Raw genomic sequence first — 17,591 nt, 5'->3', positions numbered from 1 at the left:
ACGGTCCGCCCGCGGAAAGCGAGTGCCAGGAGCGGAAATCACCATACTTTATTCCCACACTCTCAAAGAAAAAAGTCCAGTTGCAACAATCTTTTATAAGAGCCCAGAAAAAAAGCCTACCCTAAGGCAGACTTTTTCTCCATTTACTTATTCGATTTCCCCCGATAAAACACCCTAGATCCAAGTATTCCAATAACCCCAAGTCCAATAAATAAAATGGCTCTGATGAAGATTGAAACATATGACAAATCAAAGAATATCAGCTTTCCTAATGTAATAAACAATAGTGTTAAACCAAACACTCGAAGCGGCTTATTATCTCTTTGAGAACCCAGAACTATTCCAACAAATGCATAAATGGCCCATGCAAATGATACCATCATATATTGCATACTTAACTCAAGATCGTTAGTTAAAGCACTTACGGTTAAGGTGATAAAAAAGAGTAGTAACACCATATTAATAATTTGTAGGAGCTTATACAGACTATCCCTGGTTACGTCTTTTATCCATTCCACTTGTGCAATAAGCTTTGGCAATACAAATATTGCACCAATCAATAGAATCCAATTGATAAATTCAATCGAAAAGATTTCATGAAATTGCATCAGAAAAATAACATATGAACTTACAACAAATATGAGTGAACCAACTGCTTGCTTTAATTTCGATTGCGCCCTTATCCCCAGGTAAAATGAGATCATACCTTGAACTAACAATACCCCAGAAATATCTTCAACTTCAAATCTACTAACAAGATAGGCTAAGATAGCAATTGAAGCAATAGATAAAGTTCCCGCAAGCTTTTCTTTGCTAGGTTTCCAAAGTAAAAATGATAAAAATACATAGAGTATAATAAAGATCAGTAGTAACCATTCAAATGTTCCATCGGTGAAAGCTGCTCGCGTCCACGCAAGCATGAGTAAAAAGCTTCCAAACAAGATTCCCAGCTGTTCCTTGTCAAATGACCGAAACAATAGGTATCCACCAAGTAAAAATATGTGCTGAACAATTACAGCGAATGCGAAATAATCAATGTCTCCATTCGATTGAATAAGCGCTCCGGCAAGAAGTGTAAAATGAAGAAATGCAAATGCGACATGATAGAGAATATTGAACTTTTTCAATATCGCAAATGCCAATAGCGCTCCATAAAAGATTGTCTCAAATGTGATAAATTGAAAAACATTTGGATTTTGGCTTTCTATTAAGAACGGGATTAGGTAGCCACCTATTGCTGTAACGATAGCCAAAGGCTGAGATTGATATCGATTTGCAAAAAAGATTCCAAGTCCTATCCATACTATATTCAATGGAAAAGCAACAACTAAAGGTACTAAATCATATAAGACATGCATCGCAAAGGTTACAATGAGAAGTAATACAACACTTCCCCCTAATAACACTTGTCCCAACGCAATACGCTTCTTTTTTATCTGTAACAAACCTAGATAAATGAGGATAGCTGATGATAAATACCCTAGTAATACTTTTACTGGTTCATTGATAATTCCAAAATCGGAGGCGGCTTTAAAGGCCCATACCACGCCTAGTAAAAGTACAAAAATAAAAATACGTGGTAACCATACTTGACCGATTTGTTTCTCCCAATCTATCTGCTCTTTCTGAACAACCTTCTTCTGTTTTTGCGGAAGTGGTATATGCTTTTCATTTCTTTGTTCAGGTACAACATTTGCAGCTTGATTTATTGGACGTTGCTCTTCACCTACATTCTGTCTTCTAATTGAATGGATTAAAACCTTTAGTTCATGGGCTTCCCTTCGCAGTTCATCAACCCTTTTTTCCAATTCGTCTAAATTATGTTTATCCTGCATTCTCGTTCCTCCTTATGACACCAATTACGATATGAATGCTACTTACAGAATATCATGTTTTCTAGCAAAATCTACCATTAGTTTTCTTACTATAACAAGCTTTTGTTATAATGAAGGAATATAGGAATCTGACTTTACAATCGTTGGACATTTTTGAGGTGAAACAAATGGCATTTGGCATAAATAGAAAGGAACTGCTTGAATGGAAAAGAAAGGTCTCTAATGGGGAAATCGCATTTCTAACACATTATTGGATTGATGACCGGTTTCCAGGCATGAACACTGTCACAAAGGTTGGCTGTGCAGATCTTGAGAAATTAATTAAATGGGGTGAAAAACACAATATTCCCTCTCGTTATATTCATAATCGTGAAGGTTTTCCACACTTTGATTTATTAGGAGAGAGACAAGTGGAGATACTGAGAAAAGAGAATTTACTTTATCAATTGGATAGATTTAGAAAAGGATAAGGCCCTTCTACCTATTTATTTAAAAATGGATGTACCAAAAAGGAAAAACAGATAAAATAAAGGAAGGTTTTGAAAGGAGAAATACATATGTTAAATGAATTTAAAAAATTTGCTTTAAAAGGAAATGTTATTGATCTTGCAGTAGGGGTAGTTATAGGAGGAGCATTTGGAAAAATTGTATCATCACTTGTTAATGACATCATTATGCCGATATTCGGCTTTATCCTTGGTGGGATAAATATTAAAGAGGCAAGCTATAAGTTTCTTAATTATGGAGCCTTTATCCAAACCATTATTGATTTCCTCATTATCTCGTTTTCAATCTTTCTGTTTATCCGTTTCTTTAATCGTTTTAAAAAGAAAGAACTTGAAGAGCCCACTGTGGAACCAACTCCAACAAAAGAAGAACTGCTTCTTACAGAAATACGCGATTTATTAAAAGCACAACAAAAATAGAACTGAAACCGAGTGATTACTATCAAGCACTCAGTTTTTTATTGGAATATTCTAGAAATAATGGTAAAGTGAATGTAGTGTAAAAATTATCCATATGTTCTAAAGGGGATGTTTGTTTGAAAGGAAATACGAATTTAGCTTTTTTTGTTTCTTTATTTGTTTTAATAGGCTTTCCATTAATTTTCCTAATAATCTCTTTGAGCACAGGAAATTGGAACTACTTGGTTTATAGCTTACCCCCTTCTTTTACAGCTGGTTTTATAGGTCTTGTGTTAACTAGACAGCAAAAGAGGAAAGAACAAAAGCAAATATTAGAAAACTAGGCGATTGCCGAGCCTTTAGGCGACAGCAGAGCCGTAGTTGCACTTATGCAGATAGGAAAGATTTTATGCTTTCCTATCTGCTAAAAAATGCTCAGAATGGTTCTGAGCATTTTTTGTGTACCTTATACTTCCCATGGTAATGCAATACTAAATTGTTGGGCCATCTTCTCGTTATCCTTTTTACGCCTCTTCCTTGTCTCGGCACGTGTCTTTGCAGATTCATGAAGCATTTTTTCTTCATCACTTTTTGGTATAACCTTTGGAACCGGCCTTGGTTTTCCCTCTTCGTCAAGTGCAACAAATGTCAAGAAAGACAGAGCACAGATATTTCTTTTACCGGTTAGTAAATCCTCAGCTATTACTTTCACAAATACCTCCATAGAGGTTCGACCCGTATATGTAACAAAAGCTTCTAGACATACTGAGCTTCCTTCATAAATTGGATGTAAAAAATCGACTGAATCAGTTGAGGCGGTGACAACCGCACTTCGGGAATGGCGCACAGCAGCTATAGACGCAACATCATCGATATACGCCATTAACTTACCACCAAATAATGTACCATGTGAATTTGTATCTGGTGGAAATACATTGCTTGTTTTTACAACAAACGATTCCTTGCAATATTTTGTCTCTTCCATAGTTGTTCTCCTTTTATTACCTTTTACCCTTATTCTACACCCTTATGCTAGATGTATTCTAAGACATAAAAAAACTTATAGTCAACGACTATAAGTTTAACAGTTTTTAGTTTACTTTTAAATGAACAAGCTTTTCTCCCCAAGGAGCCATTCCTTTTGGTTGAAAACCTGCTTTTAGATAGGTTCTTTCTGCTTCAATATTTTCTGGTTTATAGCCAACAATAATTTCATTGCAATCAGGCTTATCTTTTAGTCTTTCAATAACCTGTAGTAGAGCTGCTTTCCCATAGCCCTTCCCTTGATGGCTTTCGTCGACCATAAGACGATAAATCCAATAATTACGGTCATCTTCATCAAGACCGAACATTACAAATCCAACCATGGTTTCATCAGTATAAATTGCTAACGCTTCGAAATCAGGTAAAAATTGAACCTCAGCTATGGAATATAAATTTGAGGCAACAAATTGTTGTTGCTCTTTGCTCACACGCAAATCAATACATTGTTCCCAGTTATCTCTTGTTAATTCTCGTAGCCTTACTGTCAAAATTTTCCCTCCATCTTCGCACTCTTCCTACTGTTGCAAAGGAAGTAAGTGCTCCTCAATATATTCTAAACCGTTTCTCTCATGCCTACAATATTCTAGTATTTGTGATTTAATATTCGGAAATAGCACGATGTCATCAAGCTGATTTAAAGGCACCCAACGAACTCCAATCTGGTTTGGATCTGGATTTTTTGGTAACTTTGGCATTGAACCGTTTTTTAGTTTACAATCGAACATTAAGCTCAACCCATGTGGTCCGGAAGGATCATTTAAAGATGGAACATACTCTGAAACAAATGCTAGTTTACCAACTTCAACATCAACTGACGCTTCTTCCCAAGCCTCACGTTTGACTGCTTCAATAATCGTTTCACCTGGTTCTACCCCACCTGCCGGTAAGTTATAATGGATACCTACACGTGTAGGTTCATCAAACTCTACAAGTAGAATTGAATCGTTCTCAATAATCAATGCACAGGCTCGAACTCGGATCGGATATTTCACACTACACCCCCATAGATTCGTAGACAACATTACAATATTATGCTTTGGTACCATTTTTTTCAATATGTTTTAAAGAAAAAAATAGAATAAAAACCGCAGCCTATTGACTGCGGTATCTTTCTAGTTAAATAATTTTACTGAGATATTCGAGAAAAATTCATCGTTTACTTTTTCAATATCTTCTGTCGTTGCTTCATTATTTTCTGCTTTATCCTTTAGAGCAAGAAGATGCACTTCTCTCTCATCGAATTCTTTTTGTAACTTTTTCTGAACCATTTTTAATCCAAATGGCGGTTCAACACTTAGGAATTCTTCAATATCTGATCTTACATTCTCAATATCAGTTACGAGCTGCTTCTGTTCTTCTTTGGTAAGGTGATCCTGTTTCTCTAAATTCGATAATTGTCTTTCAAATCCGGTAATATTTTCTTCAAACTCTTCTGCTACAGCTGCATAGCCCTCTGCATCTTCAACTTTATCTGATACGCTTGAACATCCTGTCATTAAACTAACCCCAACGATAATTCCCGCTACTAGTAAACTCACTTTTTTCATAATTGTATCTCTCCTTGTGATTTTCTTTTGAACTAATCATTAGAAAAACACGGTTTGCCGCCAATAATGGCGGAAACCGATGTCTTTTCTTATACTTTAGTCGTATAAAAAAGTTAACTCTCATAAAGTATAAAAAATAAAAGTCATATGACATAGTGAACACAGTCACTTGTTTAGTCACATGACTTTTTGCAAAAGAGACTTATGCAGATTGCTTTTGTTCGAGTGCTTCCAAGCTGTACGTACGTTGTATAAAATAACCATAAATTGAAGCCAACACCTGTTGAAACAACATACCTACAACAACGGGAACGGCTACCTCAGCAGGGAAAAACGTAACAGCAATTACCGCCCCTGCGCTAATATTTCGCATCCCGCCTGTAAAAACAAGTGCAATGATTTCATCTTTTTCAAGCTTCATAAGTCTGCCAATACCCCAAGAAAACAAATATCCGCTGAATGCAACAAAAAAGACAGCTATTGCAGTTATAAGTAGTTTTAGATCCACATTTTGTAAATAAGGCGCAACTTCAGCACTATTTATCATAACAACAATACCTAAGCTAATTTTCGAAAATGGAGCAAGCTTTGGACTTAGAGTTGTTTTACAGGTCCCCTTAGTTAAATGATTTACAACCATTCCAAGTATCGATGGAAGAACAACCATGAATAAAAGACCCTTCATTATACTAAGAATATCCATTTCGACACTTCCACCTGCGAATAAAGTCAGGCTATATGGCACAACAAATGGTGAGATTAACGTGTCAACTAGAATAATAGACAGGGTAAGCGCAATATTTCCATGCTTCATTGAAACCCATATGAAACTTGTAATCCCGGTCGGAATCACTACCGCAAGTATTAAACCAGTAATTGTTAGACTATCTCCTGGAAAAGTGAGATGTCCTACAAGCCACGCCCAGCCCGGCATAAGAAGATGGAGTGTAAACAAGGCAATTAGAATCGGAAAAGGATGTGAAATCGCCTTTTGTAAGGACCTGAAATTGGAACTAAGAGACCCTGAAAACGTAATGAAAGCAAAAATCCAAGGAACTAAAAAAGATAGTGGGCTTAAATAAGTTGTTAGCAATACCCCTATTACAACGCTTGTCGGTGTAATTAACGGCATCAGCTTTTCTAGTTGTTTATTCAATTTCTGTAGCATATTTCATTCTCCTACTAATGCGGAATCCTTTACTATGGTAAACCATTAAGTAAGTATACTATTATATTAGCATTAATATGGTTGTCTAATAAACAAATTCGAAGAAGATGGGTAAAACTACCGTAACACAGAAGGACATAAGATCTCCTTATATGTACTCGTAGGAGTTGGGCGTTTATAGGCGGGTTGAGTGCCAAACTGGACTGTTGGCGGTAGAAGTTGAGTGTTCATAAGTGACCAACTAGTTAGTTCACGGTTATAGTTGGGCGTTCATCGCAATTGGCAGCACCATTTAAACTCTCTTATTTATAACATAATCAATAATAACTCTTAAAACTTCCTCCGCATTCCAAAATGTGCATTAATTTGTCCTTGGATCATTTTTCGATGCTGCTCCCGCTGGGCATTTGTTTCGTTACGTATTAATTCCTGCCTTATCTCACGGGTTTGTACACCATCTTCAATTTTATTTGCGATTTCCATCAATAGTTCAATATCTGAAAATGAATACTTTCGTATGCCACCCGAAGTCCTTTCAGGGAAAATCAGTTTTCTTTCTTCATAATATCTAATTTGTCTTTGCGAAAGTCCTGTTAACTCTTTTACAATTCCTATGTTAATTACTTTTTTATGTTTATACGACACCTCATCTGCCAATGTATGCACCACCTACTTTTACAGGCGTTCAGAATTTAGTTTTATTTTTTCAGCTGAAAAGTCAATTTAAACAAGTTCTCAAGTTCAGTCAAAGTATACGAGTCTGTTTCATTGTCTTTAACAACACCTGCTGCTACAAGTTGTTCCGTATAGTAACTCCTCATCTTTTCCATTCCCACTCTTAGTTGATTGGTCATTCTACAGCACTCCTTCTTCATTATGGAATCTGCAAATCTTCAATCCATAACATTACCAGGTAAAATCATATTATCTCTTAGGTTCCTCTTATCTTTTTATTAAGCATAGACAATATCTAATGAGAAATCAGTAAGTATGTAAGAAAGCCTAACAATCTATTTTATTTGTGGTGATACGGAAATCAGACTAAAAAAGAAAAGAAACACGAATCGTGTTTCTTCAGAGTCTTGCTAGCCGATCATAAATATCACGTAAAGTACGACACCCAAACTGTTGAGTTTTATTGATATAAATCGACCAAAGCTTCGCAGTTAATAATGCATCACCTAATGCATGATGTCTGTTTTTAATGGGAATCTGGTGATGATTGCATAATTCTTCTAATCTAGTAAACGGAAGTTCAGATTCAACAATTCTATATAGAAAGGACGTATCGATAACTCTATGCTTAAAAGGTGTTCGAAATAATTTCCAGCTCATATACTGCATAAACGCTTTTTCATGATTTGCATGGTGCGCGACTAACGGGGCTCCCTTCGAAAACTCAAAAAACTGAATAAGCACCTCTGATAAAGGGGGAGCGGATTTAAGTTTTTCTGTACTGAGTCCAGTCAGTTCACTAATTTCTTTGCTCAGTTCTTTTTCATATTGAACCAGTGAATAAAACACATTATTTTCTCGCAGTTCGTCACCTTCAACTTTTACCGCTCCCAGCGAAATAATTTCGTCTCCCTTGTCAGGAAAAAATCCGGTCGTTTCAATATCAAATACAACCACATTTAATTTTTCTAAAGGAGTTGTTAAGATATCTTCTTGTTGAAGATCACGTTGTAACTGGCGAAGAAAAGCTGTTTGTTGAAAGCTTTGCCCTTGAACTCCAGCAAGTCCACCCGTATTCAGTTTTCCTTGAAGCCCTCTTACAAAATGAATAAATGGTTCAAATGCCATCTTCAACACCCTTTAAGAAATGCAATCTCGAACAAATTGATGAATTTTCTTTCCATCCTTAAGTATTTTTTTTAGTTCTTTTTTCCTTGCCTTTTCGAGTCCCTTAACTGATAAATAATGACTTTCTTCGTACGAAGTACCTGAGAGATACGATGTATTCCTTATTTGAAGTAGTTTTAAAAAGTTGTCCTGATACTTTCTTAATTCACTTGGATACCCTTTTTTCTCTATAAGGGTGTCAATCCGTTCCAATGTTGATGTTACAAGTAAACCTTCTTTTATCGCTAAAAGGCGAATTGCGTTTACATATGGTATAAATGCAGTTTGTTTTATATCGATAGACCCCTCATAACCCCCTTTTTCTTCTACAATTATTTGCCCGAACGGTCCAATGACTCTTTTTACAAACATGATATTTTCCATAAACCGCTGAAGTAACTTGTTATCGTTCTTCTGATGTTCGTAAATAAAAACTTTTAAATCATGAAGAGACTGCTCATATCCTATTAAACATCTTGCATCGTAAAAAATTTGTAAATAACGAATTGCCTCCCAAGTGCCTTCTTCCATCCAACATGTTAGCTGTTCCTTCCATTCACTTTCAGATTTACACCAAATCCGATTTGAAGACATAACCTTCCCTTCACAAAAAGGATATCCTACCTCATACATACCGTGTGAAATCTCCTTACCTAATTCGAGAAAATATGCTTGAGTCTCATCCGAGCTATCCACATACACGATACCATGGTCCTGATCACTGAGTAGCCCTTGTTCAAACCTCCCCCCACTCCCTGTAATAAACCAGGTAAAATTACATGGTGGTTTTAGGGGCGCCATCCTTTTCAGCGCAATACATAACACATGTTTCATCACTTCATCATGAAACTGATTTAGTTTATCCGTATCTGTTTGGTATTGGAGGATATATGAATTTTTCCAGTTTCTTATCGACTCATACGTGCTAAAGTTCTCACACATCGCAACCCGTCCTTATAATGTAGCAATCCGATGACTTCCATTAGATGGGAAGGCAAGGTACCTATAATAGATACCTAGCCTATATAATCATGAACTTAGCTTATCTTCCTTCGCTAAAAATACCTCTGGATACCCATAGCTGCCATGCTCACTTACATCTAATCCCATAATTTCTTCTTCTTCGGTTACACGTAATCCTTTCATTACTTTTTTCATAACTGCAAGGATAATGAAAGAAACTACAAATGCATACGCACCAGCTGATACTACTCCCATTAATTGAACGCCAAGTTGTGCAAATCCGCCGCCGTAAAACAGTCCCGCTTGACCTACAGTTGCAAGCTCAGGAGTTGCAAAGAAACCAGTTGATAATGTACCCCATACACCAGCAGCACCGTGTACAGACAAAGCAAAAATTGGATCGTCAATTTTTCTCTTTTCAAAGAATCTTGCACTATAGAATACTAGGATTCCAGCTACGAAGCCAATGACAACTGCCGCCCAGGTGTCAACGAAAGCACACGATGCAGTGATTGCAACTAATCCTGCCAATGCACCGTTTAACATTGTTGGAACATCTGACTTTCCTAGTACCGCCCAAGAAATTAACAACGCTGCAACTGCACCAGCAGCTGCTGCTAAGTTGGTATTCATTGCAACAAATCCAAAGAATCCGGCATCAACTGAAACTGTGCTACCTGCGTTAAACCCAAACCATCCTACCCATAAAATTAAAACGCCTAGTGCTGTGTAAACTTGGTTATGACCAAAGATATTATTTGGAGAGCCGTCTTTGTTGTATTTTCCAATACGAGGTTTTAATAGAATTGTCGCAGCGAACGCAGCCATAGCTCCAGTCAAGTGAACAACTGTTGATCCAGCAAAATCTTGTTTACCGTGCTCTGCTAACCAGCCTCCGCCCCAGATCCAGTGAGCAACTACCGGATAGACAAGTGCTGCAAATAATAATGTAAACACAAGGTACACAGAAAGTTTGGCGCGTTCTGCAAATCCACCAGTTGCAATCGTGATGGCAATACCTGCAAATGCTAATTGGAACAGGAAGAATACCGATGAATTAAGTCCTAAATCAAGTTCTTCTCCCGAATAAAAGAAGTTTGAAAGCCCGACTAAAAAGTTCGCATTATCACCAAAAATAAAACCAAATCCAACTGCCCAGAATACGAGTGATGCTAAACCAAATGTGAAAATGGTTTTACCTGCAATGTGGCCGGCATTTTTCATTCGAGTAGAACCTGCTTCAAGTAATATGAATCCACCTAGCATAAAAATAACTAAAACTGCTCCCAACATTACCCACACGCTGTTCATTAAATACGTAATATCCATATTATTTCCCCCTTATAGTTACATGTTATAATTTCAAACACTTAATGTTAGAAAATGTAACATGTATTTATGATTACTTATTTTATACGTAAATAAATATAAAACGCAACAGTTTTTTGAAAATTTTTAATTATCATGTTAGATTTCATTACATGAAACCGGATACATGATTATAAATACGCCATTTTGTATATTAAATCTTTTTTTATACATAAAAAAAGGCATTACCACATACGTGATAATGCCTACTTCCTAACTTGGATCATTTTCATCCAAAGACAAAGTTGTAACCTGGGTGTATTCCCCTTTTTCGATATCATCCATTGTCGCATCCTTCTGTAAATCATCTTGGGTGTCCATTCCAACAGCAATTGTTGGTTCTTCAGTGTTATTCGTTTGTTTTTTCACAGTATACACTCCTTTCCATTTTATTTTTCCGTACTATTTAAAGACTTATCCGTATTAATCTTTCAGAAGTATTGTGTCCAGTATTCGTTTGGCAAGAATCTTATAATTATTTTTCTACAATAATTTAAATTTAGTTCCTCGTAAGAAAAAATTACCAAACTGCTTGATTTAGGCATTTTTATACGTAACAAAGAATTTTTATTAAATAATTCTCGCATTTTTATACATTTTGTTGTAAAGTTACTAGTGTTGTTTTTATATACATTAGAGAAAATGTTACTTGAGGTGAAACAAATGGCAAACCAGACACAACAAAAGCAAATTTCACAAACATTTATGGTATCTGATTACCTCCAATTTATTATTCCGTCTTTAATCGGAATTATCTTATTCGTTATTCCATTCCCCTATAATGAAGGAGTTACCATTCCAGTAGCGATTTTAGCAGGTTGGGCACAAGATTTATTAGGCGGAGCTATTCCAGGAATAATGACTGCACTAATTGTTTTAGCTGCTTTGATATCGGTAATCACATCATTAACAAAACCAGGATTTATCATGAATTCACCATTTTTAAATAAGCTTTTTTACGTAACCCCTCTTTGGCTCGTCACAAGAGTTTTAGGAGCGATCTTCGCTGTAATGGTGCTTTTTCATATAGGACCAGAAGCAATATGGTCAGAGAATACTGGAGGAACTCTTCTTTTCGATCTAATACCTGTATTATTCTCTGTTTTCTTATTTGCGGGTCTCTTTTTACCACTATTACTTGATTTTGGATTACTTGAACTATGTGGAGCACTTTTGACAAAGGTTATGCGTCCTCTATTTAAGTTACCTGGTCGTTCCTCAGTTGATGCAATAGCATCATGGTTAGGTGATGGCACAATCGGTGTACTTTTGACAAATAAACAATATGAAGATGGTTTTTATACAAAGCGTGAAGCAGCAATCATTGGAACTACTTTTTCAGTAGTCTCCATTACCTTTACAGTAGTAATTTTAGAATACATGAATTTGTCCAATTTATTTGGTCCCTTTTATTTAACAATTGTAGTTGCCGGCCTTGTGTGTGCAATTATATTACCACGCATCCCACCTTTGTCACGTAAGCCTGACACGTATTATGAGGGTGTGGAAAGCAATGCTGATGAGAGCATTCCAGAGGGGATAAGTCGATTCAGATGGGGATCAAATCAAGCAGTAATACAAGCAAAGAAAAACAGTGATTACGGAAATGTACTTAAAGGTGGTTTACAAAACGTACTTGATATGTGGTTGGGTGTAGTTCCAGTCGTAATGGCAATTGGTACTATTGCGTTAGTCATTGCAGAATATACACCACTATTCACATGGTTAGGAGTACCATTTGTACCAATTTTAAACTGGTTACAAATCCCTGAAGCTGCGGCTGCTGCACAAACGATGGTTATTGGCTTTGCTGATATGTTCCTACCCGCAATCATTGGAGCTGACATTGAAAGTGACCTGACACGTTTTGTAATCGCAGGTGTTTCTATCACTCAGTTAATCTACATGTCTGAAGTTGGTGGATTGCTATTAGGATCTAAACTACCAGTTCGATTTATTGATTTAGTTATCATTTTCTTACTGCGAACAATTATTACACTACCAATTATCGTAGTTGCTGCACACTTTATCTTTTAATGAATATCCTATAAGAAGGCGTCTCAGAATTCTGGGGCGTTTTTTTGACGCACAGGACAAGGAAAGCTTCGTCAGCATAACCATCGCACGAAGAAAATGCGTAGCATTTTCGAGGACGTGCTAACAAAGCCGTTGCCACAGGACGTGGCGCTCTTAGGCTTTGCTCCTTTGAGCAAAACTTTATATATACAACTAAACCCCTACGCAAATCGTAGGGGTTTAGTATCTTTTTATCAAATGTATTTTTCCAAAAACTCAACCATTCTGCCATACACCATTAATGCATTTGATGTTTTAGTAAATCCATGACCCTCATCTTCTAGGACAAGATATTCAACATCTTGGTCACGCTGTTGCATCGCTTCAACGATAACATCGGATTCAACCTTCACTACGCGAGGATCATTTTTCCCTTGAATTACAAGCATTGGCTTTGTCATTGAATCAATGTATGTCATTGGTGAATCTTCAATTAATTTTTCACGATCAATCACAGCATCACCGATTAATTCACGATCAGCTGCTTTCCAGTGCTCAGGTGCTGTTTCAATCGTAGTAAATAAATTACTTGGTCCAAAGATATCAACAAACGCCTTAAAACGGTCAGCATGACGACCATGAAGCAATAATGTCATGTAACCTCCATAACTTCCACCAATACAGAACCACTGATCAGACTGTGATTTACCTTGTTGGTCAAGCCAATCCATCCCAGCAATGATATCAAGACGTGGACCGCCACCCCAGTCTTTATTAACCATTTTCTTAAATGTATCTCCATATCCAGTACTACCACGGAAGTTCGGGGCAAATACTCGGTATCCTTTAGCGCTTAAATATTGAAATAACGGGCTAAAATTATTTCGCACTGCATGCTGAGGACCTCCATGCGGCCATAATATCGTGTGTCCATTATCCGTTTCTGGATTTGCAGGGAAGTACAACGCTTCTATTTCCAGTCCATCGAAGCTGGAATACGTTAGCACTTCCGGTTCCGTTAATTCCTCTCTGCCAACTCCAATAATACGGTGTTCTGTTACCTGCTTCCACTCTATTAAATCAGAACTGCGGAATAAATTTGCTGGTAAAGTAGCAGAACGTCCTAACGCAAACAATGTTCCCTTTTTACCTAAGACCAGTTTGTCTACGATATCAAAAGGAGTTTGAATTTGTTCCAACTTACCACTGCCTAAACCAAAAGAGTATAACTTATCAACAACACCACGTTCCGCAACAAAGAAAACTCTATTGTTTTTCGTATCTACCGTTAATTCAGTTAACTCATGTCCTTCAATTTCCACTATCTTTTCAAAGCTTCTAGTACTAATTTGGAACTTCGCAATATAGCTAAATTCACTTTGATAATTTGTCACAAGCAGAACATTGTCATGATCAATATACTCCACCTGCAGAACCGCATGTGCAACATCCTGAGAAGGAGTTACCGGAATATGCTCGTCATTTTTAAGAATATATCCAAATGAGCTTGTATTCCCTAATTCTCTCGAATAGGCAAAAGATGATTCATCTGGGCTGACAGAGTATAAATAGCTTGGTCCTTCATAACCCTTTAATAAGATTTCAGTCTTACCGCTTTCAACTTGTATTCGTCCAATATTTAAGAAGTTCGGGTTATCGACACTTGTTATGTAATACAGTGTTTTACCATCTTTTGAAAGATCACCGAAGTAAAACTTTTCTTCATCCTGTTCGAGTAATGGCGTTGTTTCACCACCCGTTGAAGGCAACGCAAAAATACGATTATTTTCATCACCGTCAATGTCATGCCCAACTACTAAGAAGTTTCCATTTGGCTCATATTTTACGAATGAGATCGTTTGATTGACTGTTGTTAACTGATAGGGATACATAGAATTGAGCTTCATACCCCATAGATTGTAATACCCATTTAAGTTCGTTGAAAAGGCAATCTCTTCTTCTGAAGGACTGACATCAAAATCTGTAATATTTAATGTGCGAAAATAACTTTCAATACTTGCTTTTGGAAATGATAGCATAACGAATCCCCTTTATACCTCTATTTTTATACGTTTAATGGAACATGGTCTTCCTTTGAAAAACCTTCTTGATAAATGCGACTTATAATCGATTCAATTTCAGGCTCTTCAACGGTAAGGTCTGTAATATTGTGAGTTTTTGTAAGCTGTGAAATAAGGTCAGAAGCAGAATGTTCATCGCGATTGAAACGAATCCATTTCCGATTGCCTTCCTCTTTGAAAAGCTCTCCATTCGTCACTTGTAAAGCTACCCCGTTATCCTCAACATCAACAACTAGAGTACGCATTTTCCCATACCTGGATTTTACCGCTGCTATGTCACCGTCATACACCTTTTGACCGTGATCAATTAATACCATCCGTTTACAAAGCTTTTCTATATCTTCCATATCATGTGTTGTTAAAATCACGGTAACATTGCGAAGCTTATTAATTTCTTGAATGAATTCTCTCATTTTTTCCTTCGCCACAACATCTAGCCCGATTGTTGGTTCATCTAAAAACAAAATATCGGGATCATGTAAAAGTGAAGCTGCAATATCAGCCCGCATCCGCTGCCCTAGTGAAAGTTGACGAACTGGCGTATTTAAAAATTCACCAAGTCCTAATATATCAGTGAAAGTCGCCATATTTGCTTTGTATTTTTGATCGGAGACGCGGTAAATTTCTTTAAGTAGCTCAAATGACTCAATCGTCGGCAGGTCCCACCACAACTGTGTACGTTGTCCAAACACAACACCAATATTTTTGGCGTTTTCTTTACGATTTTCATAGGGAACGATGCCATTTACCTTAATTGAACCACTTGATGGAACTAGAATACCCGTTAGCATTTTGATCGTTGTTGACTTTCCTGCTCCATTAGGGCCAATATATCCAACCATCTCTCCTTTTTCAATCGAAAAAGATATATCATTAACCGCTTCCTTTGTAACAAATTGGCGGTTTACAACACTTTTTAATGCTCCCATGAGCCCAGTTTCCCTTTTTGCAATCTTAAATTCTTTTCGTAGATTCTGTACCTCAATAATCGCCAAGACAGTTCCTCCTTTCTTAGAAAAGCGCAAGCGCCTTGGTCAGCCCCGACAAGCGCTGGAGCTAGACATCAAGACTAAGTTTGAAATTCTATTCTTTCTTTTTTTAAACAAACTTACTCATATTACGAACCAGCACTTTTATATCGACTCAACCCTAACATCCATACATAATACGCTAGAACAAAAAACACAATCCCTACAAGTGGCGTTAAATAACCGATGTATGAAGGAAAATGAGGAGTACCTTTATCCAATAGAACGGAAGCCGGAAAGTAGTTTACAAACCCAAATGGCACAACAAACGCTGTCACCCATTGGACCATTTTCGGATAAATATTGAGTGGATAGTTTGTTAGATTTCGAGCAGGATACATGACCACCCAATAAAAACGTTCAGATTTTGTCGTCCAGAATGCAATCGCTGAGATAAATACGAGTAATCCCCCTTGGATTAATACTCCCCCAATGATAGCCCCCAGTAAAAACAGTATATTACTAATCTGCCATTGAATGTTGAGAGCATTGCTTACCCAAATAAAAATACCGATACTAAAAATAAATTGCCCTGCAGCACCTATATCAAACTTCATTGCCATGAAATGAAAGAATGGATTAATAGGGCGTACTAGAAATCTGTCAAAGGTGCCATTCACAATATATGTATCTAAACTACGAAAATGGAAAAACAGGATGATACAAAACCCCCACGATAAAACTGCCAGAGCAAAGAGAAAGAGAAGTTCATAGAAGTTCCACATTCCCAATTCCTTAAATTGATAAAGCATGACCCACATTGTTACCGCAGTTCCTGTATAGGCTGCAACCATACCTACAATTCTCATAATAAACGCAAAGCGATATTGCATTTGAGCACGAACTCCTGCAGAAACAAGGCGAAAATATAATTGAATGTAATCTACTATTCTTTTCATTCTTCACCCTCCCTGCACTACGACTTTACTAGATGCCTTATGCCATACAAAACGAAGGATGCCATAAGTGATAATAACCCAGAAAACCTGGATGCCTAATGAAGTGAGAATTTCACTACCTGATATCTCCTCAATAAAAATAGCATTTGGTATGAAATAGATACCTTGGAACGGTAGATACGTAGCAAACGTTTGCAACCAACCTGGAAAAAACCATAGCGGGATAACAGAACCAGATAAAAGTGACAATGAAAAATAGAAGATATCCTCAATTCCACCTGTTTCGATTAACCAAAATGTAAATAAACCAAAGGTTAATTCAATGCAATATCTGATCAGGAATCCTAAAAATCCTGACACAATAAACAATAACCAGGTAGTCCACGAAGTTGGTAACGTTAAGTCTACAAAGAAAAACAACACAACATATAATGGGACAAGTGCTGTTAGCATATAAAACGCGACACTGCCAAAGTCGGCAAATAAATAGCGTAATGGTACGTCAAACGGCCTCATTAACTCAAGTGCTATATCCCCTGTTCGCACCTTTTCCTGCAGCTCCCAAAGTGGTGTACCTGCCCCATTGACCGCACTAAGAAACTGGCTAACTACTACATATGTAAGCATCGCGGTAAGTGTAATACCTTGCGCCTCTTCTTTTCCGCCGTAGAGTGCAAACCAGATAGACATCCACATTAATAGAAAAATAATGTTAGAGATTAGCCGGGTCCACACATCAAAGCGATAGGCTGCTGACCTTAAAAACGCTTTTCTTGTAAAGGTCAAATACATTCGTACTGAATCCATCTGTTCACCTCTGACTATTTGGTAATACGAAAGGCCAACCTCTCACCTAGCTAGAAGTCAGCCATTTCCGAGTTTTCTATATAGTAGC

Annotated in this window: 19 protein-coding genes; 3 read left to right on the top strand and 16 right to left on the bottom strand. The window is 37.1% G+C overall.

Going from position 1 to position 17,591, the window contains the following annotated elements; translation table 11 throughout:
• Positions 1 to 143 precede the first annotated feature (143 nt).
• Positions 144 to 1,835: a DUF2339 domain-containing protein gene (locus tag AB3M96_RS00870; protein ID WP_412965663.1), complete on the bottom strand. Its 1,692-nt coding sequence runs from the start codon at positions 1,833 to 1,835 to the stop codon at positions 144 to 146.
• Positions 1,836 to 2,002: 167 nt separating this feature from the next.
• Between AB3M96_RS00870 and AB3M96_RS00865 the strand changes: the two genes are divergently transcribed.
• Both AB3M96_RS00865 and mscL read left to right on the top strand, forming a co-directional pair.
• A complete protein-coding gene (locus AB3M96_RS00865; RefSeq protein WP_412965662.1) occupies positions 2,003 to 2,305 on the top strand; it encodes a hypothetical protein in 303 nt (100 codons plus the stop codon).
• Positions 2,306 to 2,392: 87 nt separating this feature from the next.
• Complete coding sequence (gene mscL / locus AB3M96_RS00860) at positions 2,393 to 2,761, top strand: large-conductance mechanosensitive channel protein MscL (protein ID WP_412965661.1); 369 nt, start codon at positions 2,393 to 2,395, stop codon at positions 2,759 to 2,761.
• A gap of 445 nt (positions 2,762 to 3,206) precedes the next feature.
• On the opposite strand, the gene AB3M96_RS00855 is transcribed toward mscL, so the two are convergent.
• The 11 genes from AB3M96_RS00855 to AB3M96_RS00805 form a co-directional block, all read right to left on the bottom strand.
• Entirely contained in the window at positions 3,207 to 3,725 is a 519-nt protein-coding gene (locus tag AB3M96_RS00855; RefSeq protein ID WP_412965660.1) for an acyl-CoA thioesterase, read from the bottom strand.
• A gap of 106 nt (positions 3,726 to 3,831) precedes the next feature.
• On the bottom strand, positions 3,832 to 4,272 hold the full coding sequence (locus AB3M96_RS00850; RefSeq protein ID WP_412965659.1) for a GNAT family N-acetyltransferase: 441 nt from the start codon (positions 4,270 to 4,272) through the stop codon (positions 3,832 to 3,834).
• Positions 4,273 to 4,299: 27 nt separating this feature from the next.
• Positions 4,300 to 4,776, bottom strand: coding sequence for an NUDIX domain-containing protein (locus tag AB3M96_RS00845; RefSeq protein ID WP_412965658.1), 477 nt, complete (start codon positions 4,774 to 4,776; stop codon positions 4,300 to 4,302).
• 120 nt (positions 4,777 to 4,896) lie between these two features.
• Positions 4,897 to 5,331, bottom strand: a complete 435-nt coding sequence (locus AB3M96_RS00840; protein ID WP_412965657.1) for a DUF6376 family protein — start codon at positions 5,329 to 5,331, stop codon at positions 4,897 to 4,899.
• A gap of 202 nt (positions 5,332 to 5,533) precedes the next feature.
• Positions 5,534 to 6,499 (bottom strand): bile acid:sodium symporter family protein, encoded by a 966-nt coding sequence (locus AB3M96_RS00835; protein WP_412965656.1) that lies wholly within the window; start codon positions 6,497 to 6,499, stop codon positions 5,534 to 5,536.
• A gap of 330 nt (positions 6,500 to 6,829) precedes the next feature.
• Entirely contained in the window at positions 6,830 to 7,156 is a 327-nt protein-coding gene (locus AB3M96_RS00830) for a MerR family transcriptional regulator (RefSeq protein ID WP_412965655.1), read from the bottom strand.
• 41 nt (positions 7,157 to 7,197) lie between these two features.
• Positions 7,198 to 7,353: a hypothetical protein gene (locus tag AB3M96_RS00825; protein ID WP_412965654.1), complete on the bottom strand. Its 156-nt coding sequence runs from the start codon at positions 7,351 to 7,353 to the stop codon at positions 7,198 to 7,200.
• A gap of 220 nt (positions 7,354 to 7,573) precedes the next feature.
• A complete protein-coding gene (locus AB3M96_RS00820) occupies positions 7,574 to 8,302 on the bottom strand; it encodes an exonuclease domain-containing protein (RefSeq protein ID WP_412965653.1) in 729 nt (242 codons plus the stop codon).
• A gap of 12 nt (positions 8,303 to 8,314) precedes the next feature.
• Positions 8,315 to 9,283, bottom strand: a complete 969-nt coding sequence (locus AB3M96_RS00815) for a DUF294 nucleotidyltransferase-like domain-containing protein (protein ID WP_412965652.1) — start codon at positions 9,281 to 9,283, stop codon at positions 8,315 to 8,317.
• Between the two features lie 87 nt (positions 9,284 to 9,370).
• Entirely contained in the window at positions 9,371 to 10,633 is a 1,263-nt protein-coding gene (locus AB3M96_RS00810) for an ammonium transporter (RefSeq protein ID WP_412965651.1), read from the bottom strand.
• A gap of 252 nt (positions 10,634 to 10,885) precedes the next feature.
• On the bottom strand, positions 10,886 to 11,041 hold the full coding sequence (locus AB3M96_RS00805) for a hypothetical protein (RefSeq protein WP_412965650.1): 156 nt from the start codon (positions 11,039 to 11,041) through the stop codon (positions 10,886 to 10,888).
• A gap of 294 nt (positions 11,042 to 11,335) precedes the next feature.
• On the opposite strand from AB3M96_RS00805, the gene AB3M96_RS00800 reads away from it, so the two are divergent.
• Positions 11,336 to 12,709, top strand: a complete 1,374-nt coding sequence (locus AB3M96_RS00800) for a YjiH family protein (RefSeq protein ID WP_412965649.1) — start codon at positions 11,336 to 11,338, stop codon at positions 12,707 to 12,709.
• Positions 12,710 to 12,942: 233 nt separating this feature from the next.
• Here AB3M96_RS00800 and AB3M96_RS00795 read toward each other — a convergent pair whose 3' ends face one another.
• The 4 genes from AB3M96_RS00795 to AB3M96_RS00780 form a co-directional block, all read right to left on the bottom strand.
• Positions 12,943 to 14,727, bottom strand: coding sequence for a S9 family peptidase (locus AB3M96_RS00795; RefSeq protein ID WP_412965648.1), 1,785 nt, complete (start codon positions 14,725 to 14,727; stop codon positions 12,943 to 12,945).
• Positions 14,728 to 14,753: 26 nt separating this feature from the next.
• Positions 14,754 to 15,764, bottom strand: a complete 1,011-nt coding sequence (locus tag AB3M96_RS00790; protein WP_412965647.1) for an ABC transporter ATP-binding protein — start codon at positions 15,762 to 15,764, stop codon at positions 14,754 to 14,756.
• A gap of 122 nt (positions 15,765 to 15,886) precedes the next feature.
• Positions 15,887 to 16,696: an ABC transporter permease gene (locus tag AB3M96_RS00785; protein WP_412965646.1), complete on the bottom strand. Its 810-nt coding sequence runs from the start codon at positions 16,694 to 16,696 to the stop codon at positions 15,887 to 15,889.
• Positions 16,697 to 16,699: 3 nt separating this feature from the next.
• The gene (locus AB3M96_RS00780; protein WP_412965645.1) at positions 16,700 to 17,503 is read right to left on the bottom strand and encodes an ABC transporter permease; all 804 of its coding nucleotides are present in this window, start codon (positions 17,501 to 17,503) and stop codon (positions 16,700 to 16,702) included.
• Positions 17,504 to 17,591 lie beyond the last annotated feature (88 nt).

The organism is Ferdinandcohnia jepli (genome assembly GCF_047246645.1).
Lineage (GTDB): Bacteria > Bacillota > Bacilli > Bacillales > Bacillaceae_L > Ferdinandcohnia.
This window is presented reverse-complemented; position numbering and strand designations above follow the sequence as displayed.

Coding starts and splice junctions, on each gene's coding strand:
- AB3M96_RS00870 (WP_412965663.1), bottom strand. CDS start 1,835: ATGCAGGATAAACATAATTTAGACGAATTGGAAAAAAGGGTTGATGAA.
- AB3M96_RS00800 (WP_412965649.1), top strand. CDS start 11,336: ATGGCAAACCAGACACAACAAAAGCAAATTTCACAAACATTTATGGTA.
- AB3M96_RS00820 (WP_412965653.1), bottom strand. CDS start 8,302: ATGGCATTTGAACCATTTATTCATTTTGTAAGAGGGCTTCAAGGAAAA.
- AB3M96_RS00865 (WP_412965662.1), top strand. CDS start 2,003: ATGGCATTTGGCATAAATAGAAAGGAACTGCTTGAATGGAAAAGAAAG.
- AB3M96_RS00795 (WP_412965648.1), bottom strand. CDS start 14,727: ATGCTATCATTTCCAAAAGCAAGTATTGAAAGTTATTTTCGCACATTA.
- AB3M96_RS00810 (WP_412965651.1), bottom strand. CDS start 10,633: ATGGATATTACGTATTTAATGAACAGCGTGTGGGTAATGTTGGGAGCA.
- AB3M96_RS00780 (WP_412965645.1), bottom strand. CDS start 17,503: ATGGATTCAGTACGAATGTATTTGACCTTTACAAGAAAAGCGTTTTTA.
- AB3M96_RS00785 (WP_412965646.1), bottom strand. CDS start 16,696: ATGAAAAGAATAGTAGATTACATTCAATTATATTTTCGCCTTGTTTCT.
- AB3M96_RS00835 (WP_412965656.1), bottom strand. CDS start 6,499: ATGCTACAGAAATTGAATAAACAACTAGAAAAGCTGATGCCGTTAATT.
- mscL (WP_412965661.1), top strand. CDS start 2,393: ATGTTAAATGAATTTAAAAAATTTGCTTTAAAAGGAAATGTTATTGAT.
- AB3M96_RS00825 (WP_412965654.1), bottom strand. CDS start 7,353: ATGACCAATCAACTAAGAGTGGGAATGGAAAAGATGAGGAGTTACTAT.
- AB3M96_RS00855 (WP_412965660.1), bottom strand. CDS start 3,725: ATGGAAGAGACAAAATATTGCAAGGAATCGTTTGTTGTAAAAACAAGC.
- AB3M96_RS00815 (WP_412965652.1), bottom strand. CDS start 9,283: ATGTGTGAGAACTTTAGCACGTATGAGTCGATAAGAAACTGGAAAAAT.
- AB3M96_RS00840 (WP_412965657.1), bottom strand. CDS start 5,331: ATGAAAAAAGTGAGTTTACTAGTAGCGGGAATTATCGTTGGGGTTAGT.